Source organism: Acetilactobacillus jinshanensis, assembly GCF_004359375.1.
Taxonomy (GTDB): Bacteria; Bacillota; Bacilli; order Lactobacillales; family Lactobacillaceae; genus Acetilactobacillus; species Acetilactobacillus jinshanensis.
This window is the reverse complement of sequence record NZ_CP034726.1, coordinates 159776-184503: the sequence shown is the minus strand read 5'-3', so window position 1 is coordinate 184503 and position 24728 is coordinate 159776. Positions and strand designations below refer to the sequence as shown.

28 protein-coding genes are annotated in these 24728 nt (G+C 40.7%); 7 read left to right on the top strand and 21 right to left on the bottom strand.

The window, feature by feature from the left end:
• Positions 1-4: 4 nt before the first annotated feature.
• The 3 genes from ELX58_RS07980 to ELX58_RS00905 all read right to left on the bottom strand — a co-directional run bounded on the left by ELX58_RS07980 (position 5) and on the right by ELX58_RS00905 (position 2623).
• The gene (locus tag ELX58_RS07980; protein WP_174919235.1) at positions 5-169 is read right to left on the bottom strand and encodes a hypothetical protein; all 165 of its coding nucleotides are present in this window, start codon (positions 167-169) and stop codon (positions 5-7) included.
• A complete protein-coding gene (locus ELX58_RS00910) occupies positions 169-1584 on the bottom strand; it encodes an MFS transporter (protein WP_133441305.1) in 1416 nt (471 codons plus the stop codon). The genes ELX58_RS07980 and ELX58_RS00910 overlap by 1 nt, the downstream gene beginning before the upstream one ends.
• 139 nt (positions 1585-1723) lie before the next feature.
• The gene (locus ELX58_RS00905) at positions 1724-2623 is read right to left on the bottom strand and encodes an alpha/beta hydrolase (protein ID WP_133441304.1); all 900 of its coding nucleotides are present in this window, start codon (positions 2621-2623) and stop codon (positions 1724-1726) included.
• Positions 2624-2829: 206 nt separating this feature from the next.
• On the opposite strand from ELX58_RS00905, the gene map reads away from it, so the two are divergent.
• The gene (gene map, locus ELX58_RS00900) at positions 2830-3648 is read left to right on the top strand and encodes a type I methionyl aminopeptidase (RefSeq protein WP_133441303.1); all 819 of its coding nucleotides are present in this window, start codon (positions 2830-2832) and stop codon (positions 3646-3648) included.
• A gap of 121 nt (positions 3649-3769) precedes the next feature.
• Positions 3770-4324 (top strand): hypothetical protein, encoded by a 555-nt coding sequence (locus ELX58_RS00895; RefSeq protein ID WP_133441302.1) that lies wholly within the window; start codon positions 3770-3772, stop codon positions 4322-4324.
• An 80-nt stretch (positions 4325-4404) separates the two neighbouring features.
• Here the strand turns inward: ELX58_RS00895 and ELX58_RS00890 are convergent, their stop codons facing one another.
• The 6 genes from ELX58_RS00890 to ELX58_RS08030 form a co-directional block, all read right to left on the bottom strand.
• Complete coding sequence (locus ELX58_RS00890) at positions 4405-5808, bottom strand: sugar porter family MFS transporter (protein WP_133441301.1); 1404 nt, start codon at positions 5806-5808, stop codon at positions 4405-4407.
• A 241-nt stretch (positions 5809-6049) separates the two neighbouring features.
• On the bottom strand, positions 6050-6982 hold the full coding sequence (locus tag ELX58_RS00885) for a phosphoglycerate dehydrogenase (RefSeq protein WP_133441300.1): 933 nt from the start codon (positions 6980-6982) through the stop codon (positions 6050-6052).
• A 61-nt stretch (positions 6983-7043) separates the two neighbouring features.
• Positions 7044-8636: a BCCT family transporter gene (locus ELX58_RS00880; RefSeq protein ID WP_133442540.1), complete on the bottom strand. Its 1593-nt coding sequence runs from the start codon at positions 8634-8636 to the stop codon at positions 7044-7046.
• A gap of 175 nt (positions 8637-8811) precedes the next feature.
• Entirely contained in the window at positions 8812-9399 is a 588-nt protein-coding gene (locus ELX58_RS00875) for a sugar O-acetyltransferase (protein WP_133441299.1), read from the bottom strand.
• 67 nt (positions 9400-9466) lie between these two features.
• Positions 9467-10261, bottom strand: a complete 795-nt coding sequence (locus ELX58_RS00870) for a ribonuclease H family protein (RefSeq protein WP_133441298.1) — start codon at positions 10259-10261, stop codon at positions 9467-9469.
• An 80-nt stretch (positions 10262-10341) separates the two neighbouring features.
• The gene (locus ELX58_RS08030) at positions 10342-10464 is read right to left on the bottom strand and encodes a hypothetical protein (protein WP_257791756.1); all 123 of its coding nucleotides are present in this window, start codon (positions 10462-10464) and stop codon (positions 10342-10344) included.
• 154 nt (positions 10465-10618) lie between these two features.
• Here ELX58_RS08030 and thiD point away from each other — a divergent pair, with 154 nt between their 5' ends.
• Positions 10619-11422: a bifunctional hydroxymethylpyrimidine kinase/phosphomethylpyrimidine kinase gene (gene thiD / locus ELX58_RS00865; RefSeq protein WP_133441297.1), complete on the top strand. Its 804-nt coding sequence runs from the start codon at positions 10619-10621 to the stop codon at positions 11420-11422.
• A 51-nt stretch (positions 11423-11473) separates the two neighbouring features.
• On the opposite strand, the gene ELX58_RS07805 is transcribed toward thiD, so the two are convergent.
• The 3 genes from ELX58_RS07805 to ELX58_RS00855 are packed head-to-tail and all read right to left on the bottom strand — an operon-like array spanning position 11474 to position 12884.
• The gene (locus tag ELX58_RS07805; protein WP_162614580.1) at positions 11474-11650 is read right to left on the bottom strand and encodes a hypothetical protein; all 177 of its coding nucleotides are present in this window, start codon (positions 11648-11650) and stop codon (positions 11474-11476) included.
• Positions 11650-12351 carry an NAD(P)H-dependent oxidoreductase gene (locus ELX58_RS00860; RefSeq protein ID WP_133441296.1) on the bottom strand — a complete coding sequence of 234 codons (702 nt, stop codon included), beginning with the start codon at positions 12349-12351 and terminating at the stop codon, positions 11650-11652. The genes ELX58_RS07805 and ELX58_RS00860 overlap by 1 nt, the downstream gene beginning before the upstream one ends.
• An 11-nt stretch (positions 12352-12362) precedes the next feature.
• A complete protein-coding gene (locus ELX58_RS00855) occupies positions 12363-12884 on the bottom strand; it encodes a TetR/AcrR family transcriptional regulator (protein ID WP_133441295.1) in 522 nt (173 codons plus the stop codon).
• Positions 12885-13057: 173 nt separating this feature from the next.
• On the opposite strand from ELX58_RS00855, the gene ELX58_RS00850 reads away from it, so the two are divergent.
• Positions 13058-13309 carry a P8 family protein gene (locus tag ELX58_RS00850; RefSeq protein ID WP_133441294.1) on the top strand — a complete coding sequence of 84 codons (252 nt, stop codon included), beginning with the start codon at positions 13058-13060 and terminating at the stop codon, positions 13307-13309.
• A gap of 61 nt (positions 13310-13370) precedes the next feature.
• Here ELX58_RS00850 and ELX58_RS00845 read toward each other — a convergent pair whose 3' ends face one another.
• From ELX58_RS00845 to ELX58_RS00830, 4 genes are all read right to left on the bottom strand, one after another.
• Positions 13371-13682: a DUF7671 family protein gene (locus tag ELX58_RS00845; protein WP_133441293.1), complete on the bottom strand. Its 312-nt coding sequence runs from the start codon at positions 13680-13682 to the stop codon at positions 13371-13373.
• A 19-nt stretch (positions 13683-13701) separates the two neighbouring features.
• Complete coding sequence (locus tag ELX58_RS00840) at positions 13702-15495, bottom strand: hypothetical protein (RefSeq protein WP_133441292.1); 1794 nt, start codon at positions 15493-15495, stop codon at positions 13702-13704.
• A gap of 123 nt (positions 15496-15618) precedes the next feature.
• Positions 15619-16554: a YczE/YyaS/YitT family protein gene (locus ELX58_RS00835; RefSeq protein WP_133441291.1), complete on the bottom strand. Its 936-nt coding sequence runs from the start codon at positions 16552-16554 to the stop codon at positions 15619-15621.
• 128 nt (positions 16555-16682) lie between these two features.
• Positions 16683-17588, bottom strand: coding sequence for a DMT family transporter (locus ELX58_RS00830; RefSeq protein ID WP_236747683.1), 906 nt, complete (start codon positions 17586-17588; stop codon positions 16683-16685).
• Between the two features lie 121 nt (positions 17589-17709).
• Here ELX58_RS00830 and ELX58_RS00825 point away from each other — a divergent pair, with 121 nt between their 5' ends.
• Positions 17710-18327 carry a DNA-3-methyladenine glycosylase gene (locus tag ELX58_RS00825; protein WP_133441290.1) on the top strand — a complete coding sequence of 206 codons (618 nt, stop codon included), beginning with the start codon at positions 17710-17712 and terminating at the stop codon, positions 18325-18327.
• 88 nt (positions 18328-18415) lie between these two features.
• On the opposite strand, the gene ELX58_RS00820 is transcribed toward ELX58_RS00825, so the two are convergent.
• From ELX58_RS00820 to ELX58_RS00810, 3 genes are all read right to left on the bottom strand, one after another.
• Positions 18416-19873 (bottom strand): nicotinate phosphoribosyltransferase, encoded by a 1458-nt coding sequence (locus ELX58_RS00820; RefSeq protein ID WP_133441289.1) that lies wholly within the window; start codon positions 19871-19873, stop codon positions 18416-18418.
• A 174-nt stretch (positions 19874-20047) separates the two neighbouring features.
• On the bottom strand, positions 20048-20953 hold the full coding sequence (locus tag ELX58_RS00815) for an aldo/keto reductase (RefSeq protein ID WP_133441288.1): 906 nt from the start codon (positions 20951-20953) through the stop codon (positions 20048-20050).
• 90 nt (positions 20954-21043) lie between these two features.
• A complete protein-coding gene (locus ELX58_RS00810) occupies positions 21044-22258 on the bottom strand; it encodes a hypothetical protein (protein ID WP_133441287.1) in 1215 nt (404 codons plus the stop codon).
• A 224-nt stretch (positions 22259-22482) separates the two neighbouring features.
• On the opposite strand from ELX58_RS00810, the gene ELX58_RS00805 reads away from it, so the two are divergent.
• Positions 22483-23115 (top strand): hypothetical protein, encoded by a 633-nt coding sequence (locus ELX58_RS00805; RefSeq protein ID WP_133441286.1) that lies wholly within the window; start codon positions 22483-22485, stop codon positions 23113-23115.
• A 6-nt stretch (positions 23116-23121) separates the two neighbouring features.
• Here the strand turns inward: ELX58_RS00805 and ELX58_RS00800 are convergent, their stop codons facing one another.
• Entirely contained in the window at positions 23122-23562 is a 441-nt protein-coding gene (locus ELX58_RS00800) for a tetratricopeptide repeat protein (RefSeq protein ID WP_162614579.1), read from the bottom strand.
• Positions 23563-23655: 93 nt separating this feature from the next.
• On the opposite strand from ELX58_RS00800, the gene ELX58_RS00795 reads away from it, so the two are divergent.
• The gene (locus tag ELX58_RS00795) at positions 23656-24198 is read left to right on the top strand and encodes a hypothetical protein (RefSeq protein WP_133441284.1); all 543 of its coding nucleotides are present in this window, start codon (positions 23656-23658) and stop codon (positions 24196-24198) included.
• Between the two features lie 57 nt (positions 24199-24255).
• On the opposite strand, the gene ELX58_RS00790 is transcribed toward ELX58_RS00795, so the two are convergent.
• Positions 24256-24582: a hypothetical protein gene (locus ELX58_RS00790; protein ID WP_133441283.1), complete on the bottom strand. Its 327-nt coding sequence runs from the start codon at positions 24580-24582 to the stop codon at positions 24256-24258.
• Between the last annotated feature and the right edge of the window lie 146 nt (positions 24583-24728).

Sequence of the window (24728 nt, the reverse complement as noted above, 5' to 3'; positions counted from 1 at the left end):
ACTTCTATTTTTTTCTAAACGCACAAATCATGCTGACCAAAGCATCCATCAGCATCCCAAATGCCATCATGATCATGGCAATCATGTTCATGTGATATAACACTAGAATAAACAAGACGAGATAAAAGATGAAGAAGACAATGGTCCAAAATTTTGAACGACAAGCCATTATTTAGTCGCCTTTCTAGGGTTCTTGATCATGAAGGCGGTAATAATACCAACAATTTCGATGATGAAGAAGACGATAAACGTAGCGTGGAAACCCATCCGAAGTGCTGAACGGGATACCATGGCAACGTTGCCTCCAGAGACGTTAGTTAAGATAAGCATGGCAACAACGACACCAGTTGAACCAAGGATTTGACGCATCGTGGTGATCAAAGCGGTTCCGTGTGATACTAAGTCCTTTGGTAAGGAATTGGCACCCATGGTAACCGATGGCATCATAACAAAGGCGTTCCCACCTTCGATAATGGCTGCTAAGACCATCATGGCAACGATGCCTAAGTTAGAGGTAACACTTAAAAGACCCCAACCAACTAGAATCATTGCCATACCAATTAACATGGTCTTCTTAAAACCAATCGTACCAGTTAACTTACCAGTATATGGGTTTAAAAGACTTAAGAAGACGGCACCTGGAACTAGTGCCAAACCAGAAACTAACTTGGATGTCCCCAAGACGTTCTGGTAGTACAGTGGGAAGATAATCGTAACAACGATTAAAGCAATGTATGAGAAGCAGGTTAAACCAACGGCTAAGTCATAATTAAAGGTCTTCATAACTCGTAAGTTTAAGAGTGGCTTCTTCATGTGTAACTGACGGTAAACAAATAGAATTACCATGATTACACTAACGACTAAGACAACATAATTCCAAACGCTAATGTTACTGAAGCCGTTCTTGAATAGGTCGATAAAGTATAAAATTCCAATTAAGCCGATGGAATAGATGACGGATAAGACATCCAAGTGGCTCTTTTTCTGTGGCATTACATCTTTGATAAAGAATAAGGATAATACAAAGATGACTGTGATAATAATCATGAAGAAGATAAAAATGCCTCGCCATGAGGTGAAATTCATGATAACACCGGAAACGATTGGACCACAAGCTAATGCCGATCCCATAACTAGTCCTGCGAGGCCCATGATACTACCACGCTGATTCTTTGGTGTTATGTATAACAAAACGGACTGGAATGACGGGAACAGAATCCCCATTGCCAGGGCTTCTAAGGTTCGACCAATCATCATTGTCCAGAAATTCGGCGTTAGTACAATAATCAACGTTCCGACGTCAAACATTCCTAAAATCCACAGGAACAACGTCTTGAACTTCATGTTGTTCAGGAACCATGGACTAGCTGGCATCATGACACACATGATTAACATTAAACCAGTCGTTAACCATTGAACGGTCGTTCCAGAAATTCCAAACGACTTCATCAACGTTGGGTAAGCCGTTGAAACGGATGATTGACTGATTGACATGGTAAAACTACCAAACAGCAATACCAGTACAAAGGCTAACAGGTTATACTTGTGGCCTTCTAAATCAATTGCCACATTTTTCTTTTTCATCTATTTCCACCTTCTAATTTATAATCATTATAAAGTAGTTCGATTGTTATTATACCCTAAAATAAAAATGATGTGAAAGAAAGAACATGTTCGGCCCAAACAAAAAGTCGAGCTCAAAATGAGCTCGACTTAGTAGCATTTATTTATTAAAAATAAATCGATTTACGATCCGGTCAACGACTGAATTGTGATGCAACCAACTATGTTCGGCATAACGGCCGTAGATCGGGACTTCTTCATAGCTAACGTCACGACCGTGAAGCAAATACTTTAATGATCGAGCGGACACGTTAGTTACATATCCATCAGCATTGACCTTTCGATCAATTCGACCGTAGATATTTAAGACCTTAACGCCCTTCGGGAAGTGACGACTGTCTCTTAGCAACTGCTCATAACCTGGGTACCAACGGTTACTGTGGTAAAAAATCTGTGGTTTTCCCTGACGATTAATGGTGTTTTGATTAGGTTGATCGTTCATCCCAATCACACCATCATACGGCCCGGCAATCGAAGCAAAACGACTCAAGTGAGCCACGTTCTTCTGAGTACCATACCTATCAGTAGTTTCTAAAACAGTAATTGCACCGGCCGAATGGGCAATCGCATTGTACTTATTAATGTGATACTTTGACTTCATTAGCATCAAAATTTGGTGGGCCCACTGAACCTGCCGACTAACGGGTGCCATGTTATCCAAGAAATTGACCTGAACCAACGGGTGCTTCATATTTTTACGAATACTACCACGACAATCTAAGCGACCGTTTCGGTCAACGTTGATGATCATAGCTCGCTGGCCATCGGTTCTAGCGGCGGTATCAATTAAATGGTTCGTTGAGCGAGCGGTCCCCTGCAAGCCATGAAAGTACAGGGTCGGAACTTCGTCACTACTAGCAACCTGACGAGCCGTTCTTAAGTGATGGTGGGTAGTGTGACCACCGGTGCTAACCTGATGAGTGTTATAGAACACCGCCACTCCGATTAAGGCGACACAGACGACGATTAATTCGATGGTGTGTTGTAACCATTTACTCACAAAATCATTTCCTTCATCATTTCATAAATTTCGTTAAATCGAACATTCGTTTTCTAGAATAACCGATATTGGATTAAATGTCAGTAGTTTAGTTAGGGATTTTTGAAATTAGCCAAAAAGAAAGCCGCTTTTTTGGATAAACAATATTTTTATCCTTACGCCTGTTATAATAAGTACTGAGATATATTTTAAAGGAGACTTATATTTTGATTACGTTAAAATCCCCTCGTGAAATCAAAATGATGTGGAAGTCCGGCCAGATTTTAGCCGGCGTTCATAAGGGCTTACATAAGTTAATCAAACCGGGTATCGATACCTGGGACATCGAAGAATTCGCTAACCATTACATTCGAGATCATGGTGCTTTTCCATCCCAGATCGGTTTCGATGGCTACAAATACGCCACCTGTATTTCAATCAACGATGAAGTTGCCCACGGAATTCCGCGAAAAGGCTTAAAGCTTAAAGATGACGATGTCGTTAAGGTTGACATGTGTGTCAACTACAAAGGCTTCGAAAGTGATTCTTGCTGGTGCTACGGCGTTGGTAAGTGTTCTAAAGAAGTTGAACATTTGATGGCTGTTTGCCACGATGCCATGTATAAAGGTATCGAACAGGCTCAACCAGGTAACCGTTTAGGTGACATTGGTTACGCTTGCCAGCATTACATCGAAGACGTTAACCACATGGGTGACGTTAAAGAATTAATCGGTCATGGAATCCAGCCTTCCATTCATGAAAAGCCCAACGTACCGGCCTATGGTGAAAAAGGTCAGGGCTTATTAATCAAACCTGGCATGACTTTCACCATCGAACCAATGGTTATCTTAGGTGGTACTTGGCACATCAAGGAACATTACGTTAAGAAAGATGACTGGACCTACTACATGAGTGCTGATGGTACTAAGTCCGCTCAATACGAAGCTACCTTAGCCATCACTAAGAACGGTCCATGGTTATTAACTTCCCAGGATCATAAGTATGATAAGAAGTTCATGCCTGACTGGGTTAAAGATGCTGACTAATCGTTAAATTAAATCTAAAATCTAAAAAGCTGGGTCATTAATCTATAATTAATAACTCAGCTTTTTGTTTTGCGGTTATAATAAGAATTGTTACCTTTAATTCATACAGGAGTCGATAATCGTGGATCAATTCCATCAGTTACTAAATAACCTAAACCAAAATAAATCGGCAAAATCACAATCAAGAAAGCCGGTCAAACCGAAACCAATTCCGCCTCGCCAATTCCCGAAGCAACAGTACCAGAAATTCACCAGGAAGTTATGGCTTACCGTTGTCGCAATCTTGATCGTGTTATTTATCGGTGGCGTTGCGATTGGTGTCCATCATAATCAAAATGTGGAGCATCAAGCTAGTCATTCACATGTTGAAAGACCAGCTCGTCCCAAGCATCATGTTAAATCAACCGTTCATCATCATAAGATGATCAAACATCAACACGCCAACCGGTTATCACCTAAGCAAGGTGAAAAATTACTGGGTCATTGGTTAATTAAGCTTCACTATTCAGAAGCTCAAAGCCAGAGAATCCTCAACATCTACCAGCGAAGTAACGTTAACGAAGAAAATTCAATTACTCAACGACTCAGTAACATAACTAATGGAAAATCCACATCGGCTCAGAAACAAAGCGCAATTCAAAATTATCTTCACCAAAAATTCGCAAGTACGAAATAACGTTAAAGATATAAATAAAAAAGATCTGATTTGTATAAAAATCAGATCTTTTTTGTTAGGCGTAATTGTAATGAATTTAATTATTTAGTTTCGGCATGCTTGCGGTGGAAACGATTGATTTCATTAGTTTCAATCTGTTCTAAGGATTTGCCTCGGGTTTCTGGTACGAGGAAGATTACGAAGAACATTGAAATGAATGAAAGGATTGCGTAAATAGCAAACGGACCACCAACGTTATTACCAAAGAATGTTAATAACGTAAGTAAGGTTTGTGAAACGATGAAATCACAGATCCAGTTCGTAGCGGAACCAATGGCAGCACCAACACCACGGACACTGAATGGTAAGATTTCGTTCATGATTACCCATACTAATGGGCCCCATGAAACAGCGAAGCCAACGATGTAAATCATGATTAAGATGATCGTTGGAACAGCTGTTGAGGAAGGACTCAAGGTGTAGTTCAAGATTGCTAAGAGACCTAATGATACGGTCATAACAATGGAACCAAAGATCAAGACACTCTTACGGTTGAAGTGATCCATGATCTTGTAAGCAACAACGGTTGATACAAAGTTAACGATCCCAACACCAACGGAAATCCAAATTGAATCACTCGTTGCAAAGTGGAATGACTTAATAAAGATTTGTGGTAAGAAGTAAATAACGGCATTGATACCAGCGAATTGCTGGAAGAACATTAAACCAATCGTGATCAAAATAGATGGTGTAGCGATCTTGAATAATGTCTTCAAGCCACCCTGCTTCTTGGACATTAACTTTTCAATACCAGCTAATTCCTTGTCAGGATCATCGCTAGTACCAGCACGTAATTTATGTAAAATATTACGAGCTCGACTTATGTACCCATGCTTAACTAAGTAACGTGGTGATTCTGGTAAAATTAATGATCCGAAGAATAGAAGTAAGGATGGGATCAAAGCTGAACCAAGCATCCAACGCCAGTCACGTACACCTAATAAGTTATGGTGTAAGAAACCTAAGTTAGATACGTAAGCTAGTAAAATACCTAAGGTGATCATTAATTGGAACATGGTCCCTAATGATCCACGGTGCTTGGTATCAGCTAATTCAACTAAGTATGCAGGTGTTAATGCTGAAGCAGCACCAACGGCAAAGCCTAAGATGATACGGGCAATGATCATTGATACGAAGCCAACAGCGAACATCGATAATGCCGAACCAATAAGGAATAGAACGGCGGACCACTGAAGTAATCGCTTACGACCATAGTGGTCTGATAAAGAACCAATGCATAAGGCACCGATTGCAGAACCAACTAAGACCGATGAAGTAATAAATCCAGTTTCAGTAATCGTTAAATGAAAGTTAGTTTCAATTAACGGAGACGCACCTGAAATGATCCCGGTATCGAACCCAAACAGTAAACCACCAAGGGCTCCAATCAGGAAGATCAGAAACGTACTAAATTTCATCTTATTATTGTTTTTAGATGTAGACATTAATCTTCATCTCCATGAAAATCAGTTGCTCATTTGTCTTTCCGTAAGCGCTTACATTGTTTGGAACAAGCAACACACGTAATCATTAATACAGTTATGATGTTACTTTTTTCATGAATTTAAACAGTGTTCAAATAAGAATTGAGCACTGTTGATTTCATAGATGAAAGTTAGGTATAAACAAAAAATGCTTGATCAGACTTAGCCAATCAAGCATTAGCGATTTTATTATTTTATAAAATTATTTAGGCTGGTTAACCGGATACAACGGTTCCTTACCGTTTAAAACTCGAGCGACATCCCGTTCAGCCATTTCAGCGGTCTTACGGTGAGATTCGACGGTCTTTCCGGCACAATGCGGTGTAATAAAGACGTTTGGTAACTGACGGAGCTGACTCTGTTTCGGTAACGGTTCTTTTTCAAAGACGTCTAATGCGGCACCTTGAATTTCATGCTGCTTTAAAGCGTTGACCATGTCAGTCTGATTAATTAAAGTTCCCCGACCGAAGTTAACGATGAAGGCACTATTCTTCATCATCTTAAAGGTCTTCATATTGACGCAATGAGTTGTGTCAGCTGTGGCCGGGATATGCAACGTTACGTAATCAGACTGGGTGAATAACGTCTTCCAGTCAACGAATTTACCGTATTTAGAAGTCTTCGGGTGACGATCCCAGATTAAAATCTTAACGCCAAAGCCGGACAGCATCTTGATGACCTGCCGAGCAATATGACCGTAACCAACGACACCGACGGTCTTCCCCTTTAAAATGCGGGGCTTGTAATTGGCAATTGGCTGTTCACCACGCATTAGAGATGACGTGGTAAAAAGACGCTTGGATAACACCAAAATATCGGCAACCGTGTTTTCAGCAACGGAAACTTGGTTAGAACCAGGCGTATGGGTGGCCCAGATCCCCTGCTTAGCAGCTGCTTTGTAATCAACGTTATCGTAGCCAACGCCCATTCGGGTAACGATTTTTAGATTAGGCAACTTCTTCATTAACGAACCAGGAAACGGACCAACCATCAACATCGCACCACTGATGTCAGGCGCCTGAGCCAAAATGGTGCTCGGCTGCTGATCTTTTAAGCAGACTGGCTGAAAGCCGTCTTGTCTTACTAACTTAGTTAAAATGTTCTTATAATTACTAGGAATTAATACTTTTTTCATACGTTTAGCTCCTATATACAAAAAGGGCTGAGATCAATCAGCCCTTTATTATTTTTTACTTTTAGTCCTTATCTTTAGCGGTTTCACGAGCCCAGGTTCGTAAGTCGTTCCGACGACGGCGCCGTTGACGACGGGTCATAAACCTGTGCATCGGGTGCGCCGCGATCATCTTAAAGTGGTTAACACTCGGATCGCTGTGCAACATCTTGATGATTGACGCTAACAACAGCGGGAAAATGAATAGAACTGGGAATCCGGCAATCGTACAGAACGTCTGAACGGTTTGGAACCCACCAACGACAACTAGACTGAAACCAAAGATAACAAAGACGATGACCCAGGTCATTCGATTCAAACGGCTTGGTTCCTGATCAGCCTTTAACTTTAGACTAGTGAACGATGACAGAACGAATGCCGAACTGGAAATCGTGGTGGCCAGGAAGATGAAACATGAAATACAGTAAATCGCGAACATGATCATCTTGAATGGTAAAGTTGAAATTACGGCCGCAATGACAGCAGCTTGACCCTGGGTATTCAAGATGTGGACTAGGTTAACAACACCTGTCTTCTGTAGCCACAATGAGTAACCACCTAAAACGGCGTAGAAACTCATACAGCCTAAGGCACCAAACGTCAGCATCCCCACTAGAATCTGACGGATGGTTCGACCACGCGAGATTCGGGCGATGAACAAGCCCATGAACGGCATGTAACTTAGCCACCAGCCCCAGTAGAAGATGGTTTCTTTCTGAGCAACACCGGCAGTTCCGTTCGGTACGGTATTTGTACTCATTGGAATGAACTTCTGAACTAACAGACCAATACTGCTGGTTTCTGAATTCAGGATATAAACGGTTGGACCGACTAACAGAACGATCGCTAGGAAGATGATCGCTGTCCAGATATGGGCGTTACTTAATTTATCAATCCCACCGTTTAAGCCTTTAAAGACGGTAACGGTAAAGATAACAAACAAGACGGCGAACAATTCAGACTTTAAGCCTAAATTATCTTTTAAGCCGGTTAAAATGCTCAAAGTCTTAGAAATTACGGGGATTTCTAAACCGATACTGGCACCAACACCGCCCATGATTCCGAAGACCACGACGATGTCAACGATTCGACGCAAAGCCGTCTTCCACAAGCTATCACCATCTAAAACGGTGATGGCGTTACTTAACGATTGGACTTTCCGCTTTTTCTTGTACATGACGTAACCAATCGCAATCGTCGGTGCAGCGAACATTAACCAGGCCATTGGACCCCAGTTAAACTGACCGTACATATGCGATACGTCGTACGCCGTTGTGGAATATGGTTTAGCGCCAAATGGCGGATCCTGAAGATAACGGAGCGGGTCAACGATACTTAACATTAAAATACTGGCATCGATTGCGGTCGCGAAGACCATGCTACCCCACTGGAACGTACTGTATTCAGGCTTTTCGTCCTTTTTACCAAAACGGATTTTGCCGTACTTACTAATCAACAAATAAGCAAAGAAGACAAAGTTAATTACGTAGATCCACATGTAGCCCCAGCCCATGTTGGTGGAGATCCAATGCAGGATGTTTCCAAGGAAACTCTGTAAGGACGACCCACCAGCAATCAACAGGCCAGAAATTACGAAGAACAGAATAACTGTCGGAATGAAGACCACTTTGTCGATTCGTTTGCGCTTAAAGATAAAAGGTTCCTCCTCTAGGAATCAATTAATAGTTAAACTAAATTTTTCTAAAATAACGTATTATTACGATACATTAAATATTATACACACATATTGAAAGTAAATAAAAAAGCCGTTGGATCGCGGCTCTTTCAGGAATTTACTTCTTGTTAGGTTTGGCTTTATCGTTATCTGGTTTGATCTTACGAATTACGTGACCAGGGTTACCAACGATGATGACGTTGGGGCCAAACGACTTAGTTACTACGGTCCCGGCACCGATAACATCATTATCACCGATCTTAACGCCGGGAAGAATAGTAACGTGGCCACCCATCCAGACGTTATTACCGATCGTGATCGGTTTACCTAATTCAATGTCCTCTTCACGCTGCTTAGGATCAATTGGGTGAACCGGTGTGTATAAGCCAACATCTGGACCTAAATAACAGTTATCACCAATCGTAATTGGGCAAGTATCCAGTAATGTTAAATGATAGTTACCGTAAAAACGGTTCCCAATGTGGATGTTGTAACCATAATCAAATTGAATCCCAGTTTCGATGAAGAGGTCCTTGCCGCAATCACCGAAGAGATGAGCTAATTCGTTATTCCGTTCGTCATTATCAGTCAGGAAATTAATCTGGCCTAACTTCTGGCGAATGTACTTTCGACGAGCCTGTAATTCGGGATCGTACTGATCATACGGCTTACCAGCCGTCATTTTGTCACGTTCGGTTAACATTATTAATCACGCTTCTTATCTAATCGTTTTAATATGGTTGCTTTAATTATAATCCATTTTACTTGGGATATTAATTTTGTAAGAAACCACGTTTTCGTAACTCACGTTTAATGTCTTCGATCGAATTAGAACCGTGAATAATGTAGGGCTTAGCAGATTTTGGTTCATTATTTGAACGACACGTTTGGATAGTTTGATGTTGAATCGTTGAATGCTTGGTATGACGATCCATCGCTTCATTAAGATAGTGATCCACAAAATTATTGCCACGATTAGTCGCGTGACCCTTAGTCCACTTGAACTTCAGGTGATCAAACTGCCGTAATAATCGGTACATAACGGCCCATAATTCGGCATTCTTAACAGGACCACCACTGCTCAGTCGCCAGCCACGGCGTTTCCAACCGTAGATCCAACCTTTAGTGATCGCGTTAAGTAAATATCGGGAGTCCGCCACTTCGGTAATCGAGGCATGATTAAGGTGATGCGCTAATAACCATTTCAACGCCTGAACTAACGCCATCATTTCCATCCGGTTATTGGTGGCACCCCATTCAAAACCAGTGCCAGGATATTCTTTGCCATTAATCACGATTAAATAAGCCCAGGCTGATTTATCATTACCTTTAACGTGCTGATCACGTTTATTTCCGGTATTACGGGAGCCACCGTCGGTATAAATCGTAATGTCATCCTGTGATACCGATGGTGCGGTCCCGTTAAGATATTCAAGAGCCGCTTGTTTATGGTTAAAGCCTTTAAACTCCGGCTTGGAATAGCCCTTTAGCATTTTTTGGACGGTTGGCCAATCTGTGTAAAGTCCTGGCTTGGGTCCCTTTTTAACGGCATAGTATTTTTTACTCATGAAGGATCACCTTTAAAACGCAAAATAAAAATCCGACTAAAATTTAACTAATAGTCGGACCTTAACTCGTTAATTTATAATTATTTTTTGAAATCGCTTAATAAAGCTTTTTGAAGCTTAGCGTTTCGAACCTGTTTCTTTTGTACTTTCTTATGATCGATTGGACGACGGCCTTGGACACCATCTGGATGACATTCACGCATGAGTTAAACCCTCCTTTATTTATTGGGTTTCAATTATACTAATATATTGTAATACACATTATTTACGAAAACAAACCGTGAAAATAGAAACGTTAACTTATTATTGAAAAATCACTATAATGGCATTAACGCTTTATTCACAGGAGGTCGTAACATGATTAATCGTTTTCCACAGGCTGTTACCATCGCCGGTTCAGACAGTGATGGCAGTGCGGGAATGCAAGCTGACTTAGAAACGTTTGAACACTATCACGTTTATGGTGCGTCAATCATCACCGCATGCGTTGCCGGTAACTCATACGGAATTCACGGTAGCGTTGTAATGCCGCTGTCATTCATCGATCAAGAATTTAAAGATTTAGCCGATGATTTCAACATCAAAGCGGCCAAGACCGGCATGCTTGCCGATTCAAAATTAATTGACGATGTCGTTAAAAATTATAAGAAATATAACTTTGGTCCGCTGGTTGTTGACCCAGTCATTGTTACCAAACATGGTGCAATGCTGCTCAAGACTAGTGCCTTTAACACCTTAAAAGAAAAGTTAATCCCGTTAGCAACGGTCATCACACCTAATTATTACGAAGCCCAGAAATTAGCGGAAATGCCAATCAAAAATGATCATGATATGTTAATCGCCGCTAATAAATTAATGAGAATGGGCGCCAAAAACGTGATGGTCAAAGGTCGGCATAACGATCCTGAAAATCAGGACAGTGTTCGTGACTTAGTCCTGTTAGAAAATGGCAAACACTTCTGGTTATCAGGTCCCTATTACAAAACTAAACGAAAGAACGGAACCGGTGATACTTTATCCGCCGGAATTACCGCTGGTCTAGCTAAAGGCATGTCGGTTGAAGATTCAATCAAGAACGCTCGTCAATACGTTGATAACGCTATTCATCAATCATTAAACATTGCCCATGTTTACGGGCCAATCAATCATTTTGCTAAATAAATATTAATCAGACAACAAAAACGACGACTAAATTTTTAGCCGCCTTTCTTTTTACCATTTGGCGTGATTCCAGGTCCGGCCATCCAATTCCATCTGGGCCTGTTTTAAACGCTTCGATTGTTCCTTAACTAGATCACGAGTCCGTTCAAGCAAGGCTCGCGGTTTAAATTTGGGTTCATGCTTAATTTCATTAGTTAATTGGTGAACTAACCATTGTTGCGTATCCATTACTGATCATCTTTTCTCTTGATCATGTTGATCTGACTTTTGAGATCATCGAGCTGGTTTTGATTCTTTTGAATCTGTTTAATGACAGAGTCAAAAACGATTTTCTTGACCTTATCTTTGGGCGCATACTGCTTAAGTTGATCTAAGGACCACTTAATCTTATTCTTCAGTCCAAACGGTTTTGGATTTGTCAGATAATTCTGGTAATCGACTAACGTTTTAGCTTCCTGCGGCGGCGTCTTATAAAAGAATTGCGAAATGATAAATGGTGATAAATATTGCATCCCCGCTTTTTTCGCCAACGCCTGATACGGTGTTAGCAGTTCCGATAAGCTAAAGTGCTCACCAGCACCAGGTTGATAATTCTTAGCGGGAACACCCAATGTAATTACCATGCCCAACTGTTTATGACGTAAGTATCCGCCATGAGCCGCGTTGGCAAATTTTCTCACCAGCACGTCATCTTCCCACTTCTTCAGAAGTGCCGGCGCACTGTACCAGAATAGCGGAAACTGAAAGATGATCCGGTCATAATGCATGAGCAATTGCTGTTCGTGTTTAATATTGATTTTAAAATCCGGATACAAAATATCCAGCGGGTGCCAAGTGACATCGTTAAAATCCGCCTGAGCATCATGTAAAAAAGATTGGGTATACGAATCTTTAATGGTCGGGTGTGAAATGATAACTAACGTTTTCATGAAAAAATCCTTTATATCTTAAAATGCATATATTTCGATACGAAGATGACAAGTGAGTCAACGGGCGTCTTCATCCCGTTTTCAGTCCAGGTAATCAAAATTTCGGTTAATCCGCCGGCAATCATCGCAATCAACAGTTTTGATGATTGCTCACGGGTCCGTAAAACTCGTTCATCAATTAAACCACCGATATAGTACTTTAATCGGTCTAACATCAACGAAGATAAATTATTTTTAATAATCAGCTGCATTTTATGCTGACGCTGCTTAATTAAATTAAAGAAGATGGTCGCGATCACGATAAATGTCGGGTGATGACTAGATGCAACCCGCTGAATAAAGATGGTAAAATCCTGATCAAACGAATAGCGAATAATGTCGTCCTTGGTTCGGAAATTACGGTAATACGTCATTCGAGAAATGCCAGCCGCTTTACAGATCTGTTTAACCTGCAGCTTCTGATAACTCTCGTGCTGCATTAATTGAAATAAACTATTCGCAATTTTTCGTTTAGCAGGAACCCGCTGGCGCATCTTTCTGTCATCTTCTTTTTAACCAAGGTTTTGTAAATCACTTATTAATGATATAATAATTTTTGTTAATGATAAACTACTTATACGACCAATGTTAAACATTCAGCCGTATACATCAGGGCTAATTCGTATTATAATTTAATTAGACCTGAATTATAAAGGAGGAAATTATAATGGCAGCAATTGATGAATCTAAATCACTTGCCTTAGATAAGAAATTCGAACATAACGCCCTTTTAGACAAGCCAATGAACAAAGTATTTGACTGGGCTAAGACCGACGATCCAGTTCGTATCGCTTTATGGAATAACTTCATGGAAAATGATGATCACGATACCATGAAGACTGCCGACAAGATGTTACCGTTCTTAAAGATGAGTGACGATGACGTTAAAACTAAGGCCGAATCATTATTAAAGAAGTAAATTAAAAAACTTTTTTAACATAAACAAAAACAGCCATTTTGGTGGCTGTTTTTTCTTTACCCTATTTTTCTTTTTGTTGAGCAATTTTAATTAATTTCGGTGATACATAAGCCGTTGTAAAACGCTGTAAAGGCGTATAGTTATGCCGGTGGTTATACTTAACCTTATGATAAGCAACAACGGCAACCCGTAATTCATTTTCGGTCAAGAATACTTGGCCGATTTTTTTGAATTTACCTTTAGTGTGGCGGCCGGTCCGCCAAACGTTTAATTTAAACTGACCGTGGGCATCCCGTTTAATTCGATAGTTTCCATCATCATCAGCCGTCAAAACAACGCCTAAATATCGATTAACCGGATATTTTCGTTTCAAAATAATCAGTCCTTTAATATTACGGTCTTCTACGATAAACCATCAAGAAACCAGCTAGCACTAACCAAGTCATAATCGTAATCGCCATCATCAAGCCTAAGCTGAAGTCCGGATGAAATTCAATTGTAACCCGGTTCCAACCCGGTCTAGCATGAACCTTTAAGGCACCAACCTTTGAGATCCGTGGGTCACTGACCGGTCGGCCGTTAATCGTGACTTGGGTCTGATGATAGGCAACTAACGGTAAAATTGTTACCTTAGAACGACGTTTATGGTTCATCCAGTGTAAACTCAATTGATCACGATTAATGATCCAATGTCTAAAGACTGAGTTGTCATCATCCAGTTGAACATTCTCACGATGATAAGGGTGAAGATGATAATAGTCGTGATTGGTTCGAAGTGATGCACTTGACGGCAAATAATCAGGGGTACTCTTAGTGATAGCCTGAATAGCTAAGTGAAGATCAGATGATTGAAATGCATGCCGAAGTTGACCTGGTGTCTTAGATTTAATGTGCAACATGTTACTAGGTTCATTTAAAACTTCATCGGATTGATACTGTTTGACTTCTTGATTCATCGTGCTTCGTAAGCCACCGACGGAACAGACCAGAAAAATTAACAGCATAATCAACTTTAAATTATGGAGCTTAAAGCCCTTATAAGATAAGTCAGCTAGTGGTGAACGTCGTGAACAGATCTGACCAAACGCTAATAAAAGTAAAATAATTGCAATGATCATGAACCGCCGCGGAAACTGAATTAAATTGGCGAACGCTGTCCAGTGTTTGTGAGCCCAATGCCATGGGAACCATGCGCTTGATAACCACAGGAAGAACCAGCTAATGAATACAATCGTCTTCCATCGATAATCATAGTATTTCCACCTAAAGATCAAGGTCAAAGTAACTAATAACGCCACAATCGTCATAATGGTTCCCAAATAAGCAAGATGTCCATGGGTAAAGTAAATCGTACCCTTCATTAAATCCTGTTGCGGAAAGACCGGGATAATGTGGTTGGTGGTAAACATCTCAACGATGCTGCCCCAGACGTTACCCGTCAGTAAAATCGTTAATCCAGCGGCTTTAAAAGCGTTGGTGAACATGTCAGCTCGATGATGCGATGTAACCCAGCCGACAATAAACATTGGGATTAACGCCATAATCGCAACCAGGGAACTCATCAGATGCGTTTGAACCAATAACGTCATGGTCATCGCTAACGGCAGAACACGGATCTGATGATTATTCAGCATCTTAATCCCACAAAGGATTGCTAACGGCAAAAAGGCCGCACCTAAACCGGTAAATTTCTGAGCAGTCGGCCAAATACTTACCGAATAACAGGTCATATACATCGTTCCCATTACTAGTGCGGCCCAACGTTTGACGTTACTCTTAACAGCTAACACGTACATTAGCCAGCCACTTAGCGAAAGAACTAATAATGAATTAACGATCTGAAAGTTAATCCAGTTCTTACATAACAGTAATAAACCGCCAAACACGTAGGCCATTAACGGTCCGTAAAACGCATTAACTAACCGACCAGTCTGATGGAAAGCAAATATAGACTGAAAATAACTAAAATGACCCGTTTTAATCTGCATGGCTGTCTCATAAAACCGGTTCATATGAAATGCTGAATCGGTTCCCGCAATAAAAGCGTGATTACTAATTTGCGGCCACATAATAATTGCGGCAATCCCAAGAAAAATAAGGTATGAAATTAGGTTAATAATAATAATTTCAAAAGTAGATTTTGGCGGTCGATGACCTTCGTGAACCGCGACTCGAGTTGGTCTCATCTTCAAGCCCTTTCAAAGAGAATTTCATTAGACATTATAACGCGCACCATCACCGAAATGACGATAAAATAAAAGGCCAGTCAAATTAATGATCGGTCTTAAGAGATTTAATTCAAATTGTCTTTAACGAACTTTAATGTTACGACGCCCAGCTTCCATTAGCAGTGAATCGTAACGACGATCAATTGCGTGACGAACCATTGCGTTACGACGTAAACTATTACGGGTTCGGTGAATCATTTCACGGATTTCAGCATCCGTATATCCGGACATGTGCTGCTGAACAAAACTGGTGTGACGATATGCAGAACGAGTCAAAATAGCACCATACTTTCCGGCATGGACAAGTCCTGTTACCCATGCGTTGATTTTACGATCCTGATGACTAAAGCGGTTGATCTGGTCAACTAAATCACGACTAATGTGCAGGTTCCAGAAGTTAATCAACGGACCCGCAAAGAATGCGACGACAATGGTCATGATCCCAACGGAGCCGCTGGAAATTCCACCAGCGAGGACACCCGCAATCATGAATAAAATATCCTGAGAACTACGAACCCACTGGTATTTGGCGTGTTTAGAACGTTCAACAATAATGGGTGCGATGGCATCGTAAGGTGCAACCCCTAAATCAACTGACATATATAATGAAGTGCCTAATGTAAATAATGCGATTCCAACTAATGCATCAACGATAATTAAAGGAATGTGCAATCCTTCGGCAACGTGAGCACTATAAATAGCTGAAAACCATTGAATTTCATAACCAACTAGTACCATGTTAAAGAAGGTACCAATTCCGATTTGCTTACGATCTAAAAGTAGAACGAAAATAAAAATGATAATATTAACTGATAATTGATAGGTTCCTAAAGCCATGCCTAAATGATTGGACATTCCAATATTTAAAGCCGTGAACGGATCCAAACCAACGTGGCCCATCTTTAGAAAGGTGGCGCCTAAACCGATTAATACTACACCAAGTAAAGATACGATGGCCTTAAGCGATTTGCCTAAGAGGTTATCTTTACTCTTTTGGGGATTTAATACATTGTCCATAAAACTAAATTCCTCCCATGCAAGTAACCGTTTACATCTTCATAATAGCACGATTTAGACCTTTTGCAACCTGAAAATAAAAGCGCTTTCTTTCAAAGCGCTTCAACGATTATCAAATTATGTAAAATTTAATTTTGATGTTTAGCAGGATCGGCAGCCAAAATAAAGACAACGCTTAAAATTAAAATTCCACCGATAATTTCAGCACCGTTAAACGGCGTTCCAAGAAACATGATCATTCCGACGGTTGCCGATAACGGTTCAAAAGTATCCAGCATCCCGGCAACGGTCGGTGTAATGTATTTTAAACTCGAGATAAAGAACATGAACGCCAAAATGGTACTAAAGACAACGATAAAGGCAACGCCCATGAAGGTCCCAAAGGTCAACTTCGGGGCGTCGACCCAGAACGGGTGGATAAAACTAAAGATAATGCCACCGAGTAACATGGCCCAGCCAACCAAGATTGATGTGGGATAATGACGAAGTAATGGAACTGGCAGCATGGTGTGTAACGTTGCCGCAATGATCAGAAGGACACCAATGATTAAGGCTTCTTTACTGATCGATAATTTGGTCATGTCACCCTTAGTGATCAACATCCAGGTCCCGATGATCGACGCGATTAAAGCGATCCATTCACACACGGTTGGGAACCAGTGGTAAATGGCAATCGTTACTAGCATAATCAAGACTGTCCCTAAATTCTGTAAAATGGTTCCAGTCGCACTGTTACTAGCTTTAACCAAGACTAAATAAAAATATTGAACGGCCGCCATGCCTAAAATGGCGTAGCATAGAAACATAAAAAGATGTTTTTTATCATGCCAAATCCGAAAGATATGCTGACGTTGATAACTCTTCGCGAACAGTAAAATTAAAAGGCCGGCAATGGTATCTTTAACGCCCATTAGCCATTCTGGAGAATAGGAAGCATCCTGAAAAAGAAATTGTGAGATGGGTCCCTGGATCCCCCAGCAGAACGCAGCTGAAATGGCCAGTGTCCAGCCAATCATACGCGATTTATGAGTCAATTTATCCACTCCTTAAATGCAATTACGGGCTTAATTATACCAACCTCGCCCGATCTTATCCACAGGTGGATAACTCTCAGAATGGTACAATTAGAGTATTAAATATGGAGAAGATGAAATTTTGTCAGTTACCTTAGATCAATTCTTTAACCATCGACCAACCACAGAAATTTCCCGTGATTTACTTGGCAAACGATTTTCATACCGCGGTGCCAGCGCCTGGATAACCGAAACGGAAGCTTACGTCGGTGCTAAGGATCAAGCCGCTCATGGTTATCAAAATCATAAGGCTAAGTGGAACCGAGCTCTATTCATGGCTCCTGGGACCATCTATGTATTTACGATGTATGGCTCCAATCTACTTAATTTCATCACCCAGCCCGTTGGTAACCCACAGGGTGTTCTAATTCGTGGTGTTCAACCCGCCAGCGGAATTAAATTAATGGAACAACGTCGTCATAAAAAAGGTTTCAATCTAACCAACGGTCCCGGTAAGTTATGCACAGCAATGGGCATTAATCTGAGTATTAATACCCAAAGTCTTGCTAAATCACAACTCCACCTGGACCTTGTGGATAACGCTAAACACCCGGAACGAATCGCGACATCCGGTCGAATCGGTGTTCCGCATAAGGGTAAGTGGACAACCGCTCCGCTTCGCTACTACGTTGCTGGTAATCCCTATGTATCCAAGATGCCAAAAAGTAAAATGAATTTAAAGACCTACGGATGGAAATAATCCACAAGTGGATAATTTTTTAGCCAAAAATAAATCCGTCAAGATTACGATTAATCTTGGCGGATTTTTAAGTTCTTTGATTTAATTTTTAATTATCTAATTTCTTATTAACGTAATTATGAATCTTTTTAATGGTGTCCTGCTTATTCTGCCAGCATTCCTTTGACAGATCAACTGGATAATCTTGTGGATTCAGCTGACGTCGATATTCGGGCCAGAGTGAAGCCAGTGATGCATTGGCGTGTCGTTTAATGTCACCAACAGGTGGTTCATGATAAACCTGTTTACCGTCCTTAAAGATGGTCTTCAATAACGGTTCCGCTTTAAAGTCAGTTAAAGTCTTGTTGATGTAAGTGTACTGAGGATGGAACATGTACAGTGATTTTTCAAGATTAGGATTTTCACCGTTAATGGTGATGTAGTCACCTTCAGATTTACCATCACTGCGTTTCGTAATTCGCCAGACCTGCTTTTTACCTGGCGTGGTAATCTTAGCCGGGTTGTTAGTCAACTTCATGGCGTTACGCATCTTACCGTGACCGTTATCAATTGAAACTAACTTATAGACACCGCCTAAACTTGGCTGGTCATAAGCAGTGATCAACTGGGTGCCAACGCCCCAGGCGTCGATCTTAGCGTGCTGCATCTTTAAATCGGTGATGATATTTTCATCTAAGCCGTTTGACGCAACGATCTTAGTATTGGTGAAACCAGCGGCATCTAACATCTCACGAACCCGTTTGGACAGGTAGGCCATGTCACCGGAATCTAAACGAACGGCAGCAAAGTTAATCTTGTTGCCCATTTCCTTGGCTACTTTAATTGCGGCCGGAACACCGCTCTTAAGGGTATTATAAGTATCAACTAAAAACGTGCAATTATAATGCGTTTCAGCATAGGCTTTAAAGGCGTCATAATCATTACCGTAAAGTTCAACTAATGAATGAGCGTGAGTACCGGCAATTGGTAAGCCAAAGAGTTTACCTGCTAAGACGTTCGACGTGGAGTCAAAGCCGCCAATATAAGCGGCACGGGTTCCCCAGAGTGCTGCGGATACTTCCTGAGCACGACGACTGCCGAATTCCATAATCGGATCATCACCGGCCGCGGTCCGAATTCGGGAAGCTTTGGTTGCGATTAAAGTCTGGTAGTTAACCATGTTTAAGATGGCGGTTTCAACTAACTGACATTCAACGATGGTTCCTTCAACCTGAACGATGGGTTCATTAGCGAAGACCAGATCACCTTCATGAGCGGAACGAATTGTCCCGTGAAACTTGAAATGACGTAAATAATCCAGGAACTTCGGGTTGAAGAAATGGGTACTCTTTAAATATTTGATATCACTATCCGTAAATCCTAAATGATTAACGTAATCAATTACGTGCTGTAATCCAGCAAAGATAGCATAACCGTTACCAAACGGATTCTTTCGGAAATACATTTCAAAAACCGCGTGACGGTTCTGAAGATGCTTACCCCAATAGGTCTGCATCATACTGAGTTCGTATGCATCAGTATGTAAAGTTAAATTTTCTTCTGGCATCTTAACACCTCTGGCTTTAACCAGTTTCATAATTATTTTCATTAATTTAATCCTGTTGGATCATTTTGACTTTAGCACATTTTAGCCAGTCAGGGAAAATAATAACGCTTCTCAGACCAAAATAAAACGCCCGTAATCAAATTACGGACGTCAAAGGATCTTATTTAATCAAGTTTATTCTTTCCAGTCTTTAGGAGAATCATCCCAATGATCAACTTCATCAGTGTACGGTGCGTTAACACTGTGCCACTTGAAGTTGTCGTACCATAAGGCACGCTTTTCTTGATCAACGTTGTTGATAGCATTGATTTCATCATCAGTTAACTGGAAGTCAAAGATCTGACTGTTCTGAACGATTCGTTTTTCATGAGCGGACTTTGGAATCGTAACGATACCACGATCCCAGTCCCAACGTAAGATCACTTGGGCAGCTGACTTACCGTGTTTCTTAGCAATCTTGTTAATGGCCTTATTGCCAAGGGCTTCACCACCACCTAATGGTGACCAGGCTTCAGTCTGGATCCCTTTCCAGTTATCAAAGGCAATGACCTTCTTTTCCTGGTTGATCGGGTTGAATTCCATTTGATTAACGGCTGGAGTTACGGTGGAATGAGCTAACAGGTTCTTCATGCGTGGAACGTCAAAATTAGAAATTCCGATCGCACGAACTAAACCTTCATGGTATAACTTTTCCATTGCGCGCCAAGTATCGATGTACTTGCCGTCAACGGGCCAGTGCATAATGTATAAGTCTAAGTAGGATAAGCCTAAACGCTTCAGGGTTCCCTTAATGGCGTGTAACGTCGTGGCGTAACCTTGATCACCGTTGTAAAGCTTAGACGTAATGAATAAGTCTTTCCGATTGATGCCGGTCTCAGCAATGGCTTCTTTAATTCCCTGGCCAACACCATATTCATTACCATATTGTTTAGCCGTATCGATTAAATGATAGCCATGTTCGATCGCGTTCTTAACTGAATTCTTAGCGGTACTATTATCCGTCTTCCAGACACCTAAGCCTAAACGAGGCATCATAACACCATTATTTAATTCAGTAGTTGACTTTAAACTTTCGGGCATATGGATTCTCCTTTATCAATGACTTTCCTTTTCGCTACATTCATCATTATAACGAAGAACCGAAATCAGTATCAATCAAAAACGTTTATCCTAAACGTTCCATAGGGCATTAATATCATGCTGGTTGGCTTGAATTTCTTTTGATGCGGCCTGCTGTAATTGGGTCCCCTTTAAACTGGCGACCAAATCATTGGCTCGGTTCAAATCAGTCTGAGCTTCATACGCATCAGTCAAAGTAACGTCAAAGTTATTTAGATGCGGATATAAGTCCATGAGTGATTTTTGAGCGTCATCTTCGTCGACACTAATTAACATCAGAATTGTTTTATTTGATAAACGACGGGCGTTAACGTTACGCAAGTTTACTTCAGGATCGAAACTATAGTCCTTGTTGACATAACGTAAAGCTTGATTGAACAAATTCATGGCGTTACGTCGGTCACGACGATTATGGATCTGACCTAAAATCTTGCTAACATGGCGTAAGCTGCGGTTAGCTGCGTTAATATCCTGTTTAGCTTCTTTAGGCTGATGGTTAGCATTAGCAACTTGAGCTGCGGCAACTGATTTAGCAGCCTGCTGGTAATCAGAACGGATCGTAGCAATGCCTTTCATTGTCTTTGCGCTTGGGTTAACGGATTTGACCACCTGTAAATAGCGATACCCCTGCTGAACCGCGTTTTTGGCAGTTTGATAATCAGGAGTCCCCTTTAAAGCCTTAACTGAAGCTGTGGCCTTACGCAAATATTTCTGGGCCGGCTTTAACTTTAACGGCGTATGATTAACTAAACTCTGGTGTTTGTGTTCATCAATATTGATTTTGGCCTTATTAACATAGTAACCAACGTTACCACTAGCCGCTTGTTGCTTTGGATCCAGAATGGTCCGTAAATCGGTTTCGTAGATCCAGCCCCTAACGGAATGGTGCTGTGAAACGATCTTTAAATACCAAGAGCCCCGATTTGTGACGGCCTTTCGATAAGCCATGAATCGAACGTGCCGTTTAGCTAATTTTCGAACTCCACTTTTCGTTAATAACCGGTGAGTACCCTTAACGGTTCCCGGTAACGTATATAAAGCATGGTCACCCGTTACATAATTCGTATAACTTTGGTTAGGAATTGAAACGATTCGTTCGATATATACATCGTCATTATCATTTTGTGAATTATGGATTGGTGTTGCTTGGTAATTGTTTCGGTAAGTCGTTCGCTTAGCACTCACTTGTGAAGCGGGCATCGCGATACCTAACAACGTTAACGCGGCTAAGCTATAGCCTAGCCATTTCTTAATTTGGATTTTCAAACTAATCACCTCATATAAAATGATGTTCGTTTCATTTATATTATTGCTTTTATGGACTCTATTTTTACTAATAAATCACGGTGAGAATACCACGAAATCCAATTAAAAACAATTTGTGAAGCCCATTTATAAACCTTTATAGCTTTACCCCTCAAATCGCTGTATAATTAATGTACAATTAATTTGAAAATAAAGGAAACAAAGCGGTAAGGTGTTTTGCAAAAATGAGTACCAGTTTATTCTTTAACCTAAGCTTTGATTTGGGTGGAATTTCGTTAATCCTGTTTGTAGTTTGGTTCTTTGTTAACTTTAATAATTCGGCAGCCGCGTTCAAATGGTTCTCGTTATCGATCCTGGCTTTATTGGCCAGCGTCATTATTTTAAGTTACGGAGCAACCAAGTTAGCCAAAGTTCGAAGTTCGCTGCCGTCACAAAATCAGACCGAGATCATCAACCTTAAACAAGAAGTTTCAGATTTAAAATCTAAACAAGCTCATCATTCTAAAACCACGACTAAAGAGCCAAAAGCGACTAAATCTCATCATAAAAGTCACAAGAAGACTGAAGCTGATGAACCAGCGGTCCCATCACGGATCGTGAATGAAACTGATAATCAGATCGTTAAGACCGTGGTCGAAAAACATCCCCACCACATTAATTTAGTGGCTAAGGTCACTAATCAATCTCAACCAATGATGGTTCGCGGTGTTCACAGTAATCAAACCTATAAGATTCATGGTAAACACGATCCAATTACCGTTGGTGAATTTGTCGTCATCAAAGGAACCGCTACTAAAGTTGACAGCGCCAATACAATTCACGTAACTTCAACTAGCGTTAAAAAACAAGTTAGTTAATCACCGTTAATGAAAATCTAATGCAGAAAGAATGCGATGCATTTCCTGGGCTGCTGATTGATACTGATTAGTATCAAAATCATGCAGTGCTGTGGATGCACCGTTTTTTTTCGTCCACCGAACGTCAATCATGATGAACCGAAAATGCTGCGCACTCTTCTGGTATTGATTCATCGTCTGGTATAGGACTGCCAAACGGTAACGGGTCTGGTTATCATGCGGATCCAACGTCAGAGCTTGTTCATAATCCGCAGCGGCTTCATTGGGATGGTGTAAATGCTGCTGTTGTAACTTGCCACGGTTAATGAACGCTAACGTATACCGTGGATTTAAAGCCAGGGTCTGGTTAAATTCAGCTAATGCTTCTTTATATTGTTGCTGTTCTAAATGGCTAATCGCTAAATTATAGTGATGATTAGCCTTGATGAATTTATCTAAAATTGACAAACGAATTCCCTCGTTTCCTTGATAAGTAATGTAACACTTATAGTATAATAATGGCGAAAATAACTAAACGCATTCCAGAAAGAAGTCTCTTTGATGCTAGTTCTAATCATTTTAATTATCGTTTTGGCCGCTTTCTTTTATTATCTTTATTACCTTAATAAAAAGCGTCTTCAACATTTGATTCAAATTGCGCCAGATGACTTAGTTCATTATCAAGGAATTAATCTGGTCCGTGATCAATATAATCCGCTCGATAAGATTGGTATGGATAAAGAACATCACATTCGATACATCGGTGTCGATAAACAGCACCGAGTTTTGTTCCCCGAATCCAAATTCGGTAATAATGCTCGTTACTATTTAACGGCAACCAGCTTTAGTCCCAAACTTTCTGAGTCCGGACATCCCGCAGATAACGTCCGAGCAGCCATCAACGTTAAGGGCGCCGCATACAGCGACAACGCTAGTCAAAGTGGCGTCGTTTACCTAACGCTCATCAAAAGTGATCTATCTGATGCTTTTAAAATCGCCATCAAAGCTCAGCAGCATGATGTTAATTTATTAAACGAAACGTTTGCCTTAAGTGCTGCACAGTTAAAAGATCTTCGCCAGAAAATCAGTCAAACTAACAAATAATTTAATCGATAATAAGATAAGAAAATCCCCTGGAATTTGATCCTGGGGATTTTTTATTTAGTTCTTAACTACTTTAAAGCGAACCAAAAAAACTTGATCTTTAGCGTGTTGACGGCTATTCACCCGAATGTCACCATGACCTAACAGTTCCTTAAAAGCCACTTTGACGGTGTGCAAAGAAACCTGATCATGTTTGGCCAACGGTTGTGGATTAAAAAACGTGAAGTAATCATGCGCCTGCTGATCATATTGACCCTGACTCATGATTAAGTAAATCAGGTACATCATGACGTGAGCTTCAATTTTAGAATAATGAAGCTGCTGGATCACGTGCATGATCGATTGGTAGCTAGTTTGCTTACTAATCGGAATTTGTCGGGACATATTTTCGCCTCCAAAAAGAAAGCATCACCTTTGACGTGATGCTTTTTTATCGTTTAATTTACTTATGCGTAAAATGAATCGCTAGGAGATTGACAATCAAAAGCAAAATAATTGCGACAATTACAATTCCAATGCCCTTAATACGA

Coding starts and splice junctions, on each gene's coding strand:
- ELX58_RS00850 (WP_133441294.1), top strand. CDS start 13,058: ATGGCAGCAATTGATGAATCTAAATCACTTGCCTTAGATAAGAAATTC.
- ELX58_RS08030 (WP_257791756.1), bottom strand. CDS start 10,464: ATGCGTGAATGTCATCCAGATGGTGTCCAAGGCCGTCGTCCAATCGAT.
- ELX58_RS00835 (WP_133441291.1), bottom strand. CDS start 16,554: ATGGACAATGTATTAAATCCCCAAAAGAGTAAAGATAACCTCTTAGGC.
- ELX58_RS00795 (WP_133441284.1), top strand. CDS start 23,656: ATGCTAGTTCTAATCATTTTAATTATCGTTTTGGCCGCTTTCTTTTAT.
- ELX58_RS07805 (WP_162614580.1), bottom strand. CDS start 11,650: ATGGATACGCAACAATGGTTAGTTCACCAATTAACTAATGAAATTAAG.
- ELX58_RS07980 (WP_174919235.1), bottom strand. CDS start 169: ATGGCTTGTCGTTCAAAATTTTGGACCATTGTCTTCTTCATCTTTTAT.
- ELX58_RS00890 (WP_133441301.1), bottom strand. CDS start 5,808: ATGTCTACATCTAAAAACAATAATAAGATGAAATTTAGTACGTTTCTG.
- ELX58_RS00885 (WP_133441300.1), bottom strand. CDS start 6,982: ATGAAAAAAGTATTAATTCCTAGTAATTATAAGAACATTTTAACTAAG.
- ELX58_RS00840 (WP_133441292.1), bottom strand. CDS start 15,495: ATGAGACCAACTCGAGTCGCGGTTCACGAAGGTCATCGACCGCCAAAA.
- thiD (WP_133441297.1), top strand. CDS start 10,619: ATGATTAATCGTTTTCCACAGGCTGTTACCATCGCCGGTTCAGACAGT.
- ELX58_RS00805 (WP_133441286.1), top strand. CDS start 22,483: ATGAGTACCAGTTTATTCTTTAACCTAAGCTTTGATTTGGGTGGAATT.
- ELX58_RS00790 (WP_133441283.1), bottom strand. CDS start 24,582: ATGTCCCGACAAATTCCGATTAGTAAGCAAACTAGCTACCAATCGATC.
- ELX58_RS00815 (WP_133441288.1), bottom strand. CDS start 20,953: ATGCCCGAAAGTTTAAAGTCAACTACTGAATTAAATAATGGTGTTATG.
- ELX58_RS00855 (WP_133441295.1), bottom strand. CDS start 12,884: ATGCGCCAGCGGGTTCCTGCTAAACGAAAAATTGCGAATAGTTTATTT.
- ELX58_RS00870 (WP_133441298.1), bottom strand. CDS start 10,261: ATGAGTAAAAAATACTATGCCGTTAAAAAGGGACCCAAGCCAGGACTT.
- ELX58_RS00910 (WP_133441305.1), bottom strand. CDS start 1,584: ATGAAAAAGAAAAATGTGGCAATTGATTTAGAAGGCCACAAGTATAAC.
- ELX58_RS00860 (WP_133441296.1), bottom strand. CDS start 12,351: ATGAAAACGTTAGTTATCATTTCACACCCGACCATTAAAGATTCGTAT.
- ELX58_RS00820 (WP_133441289.1), bottom strand. CDS start 19,873: ATGCCAGAAGAAAATTTAACTTTACATACTGATGCATACGAACTCAGT.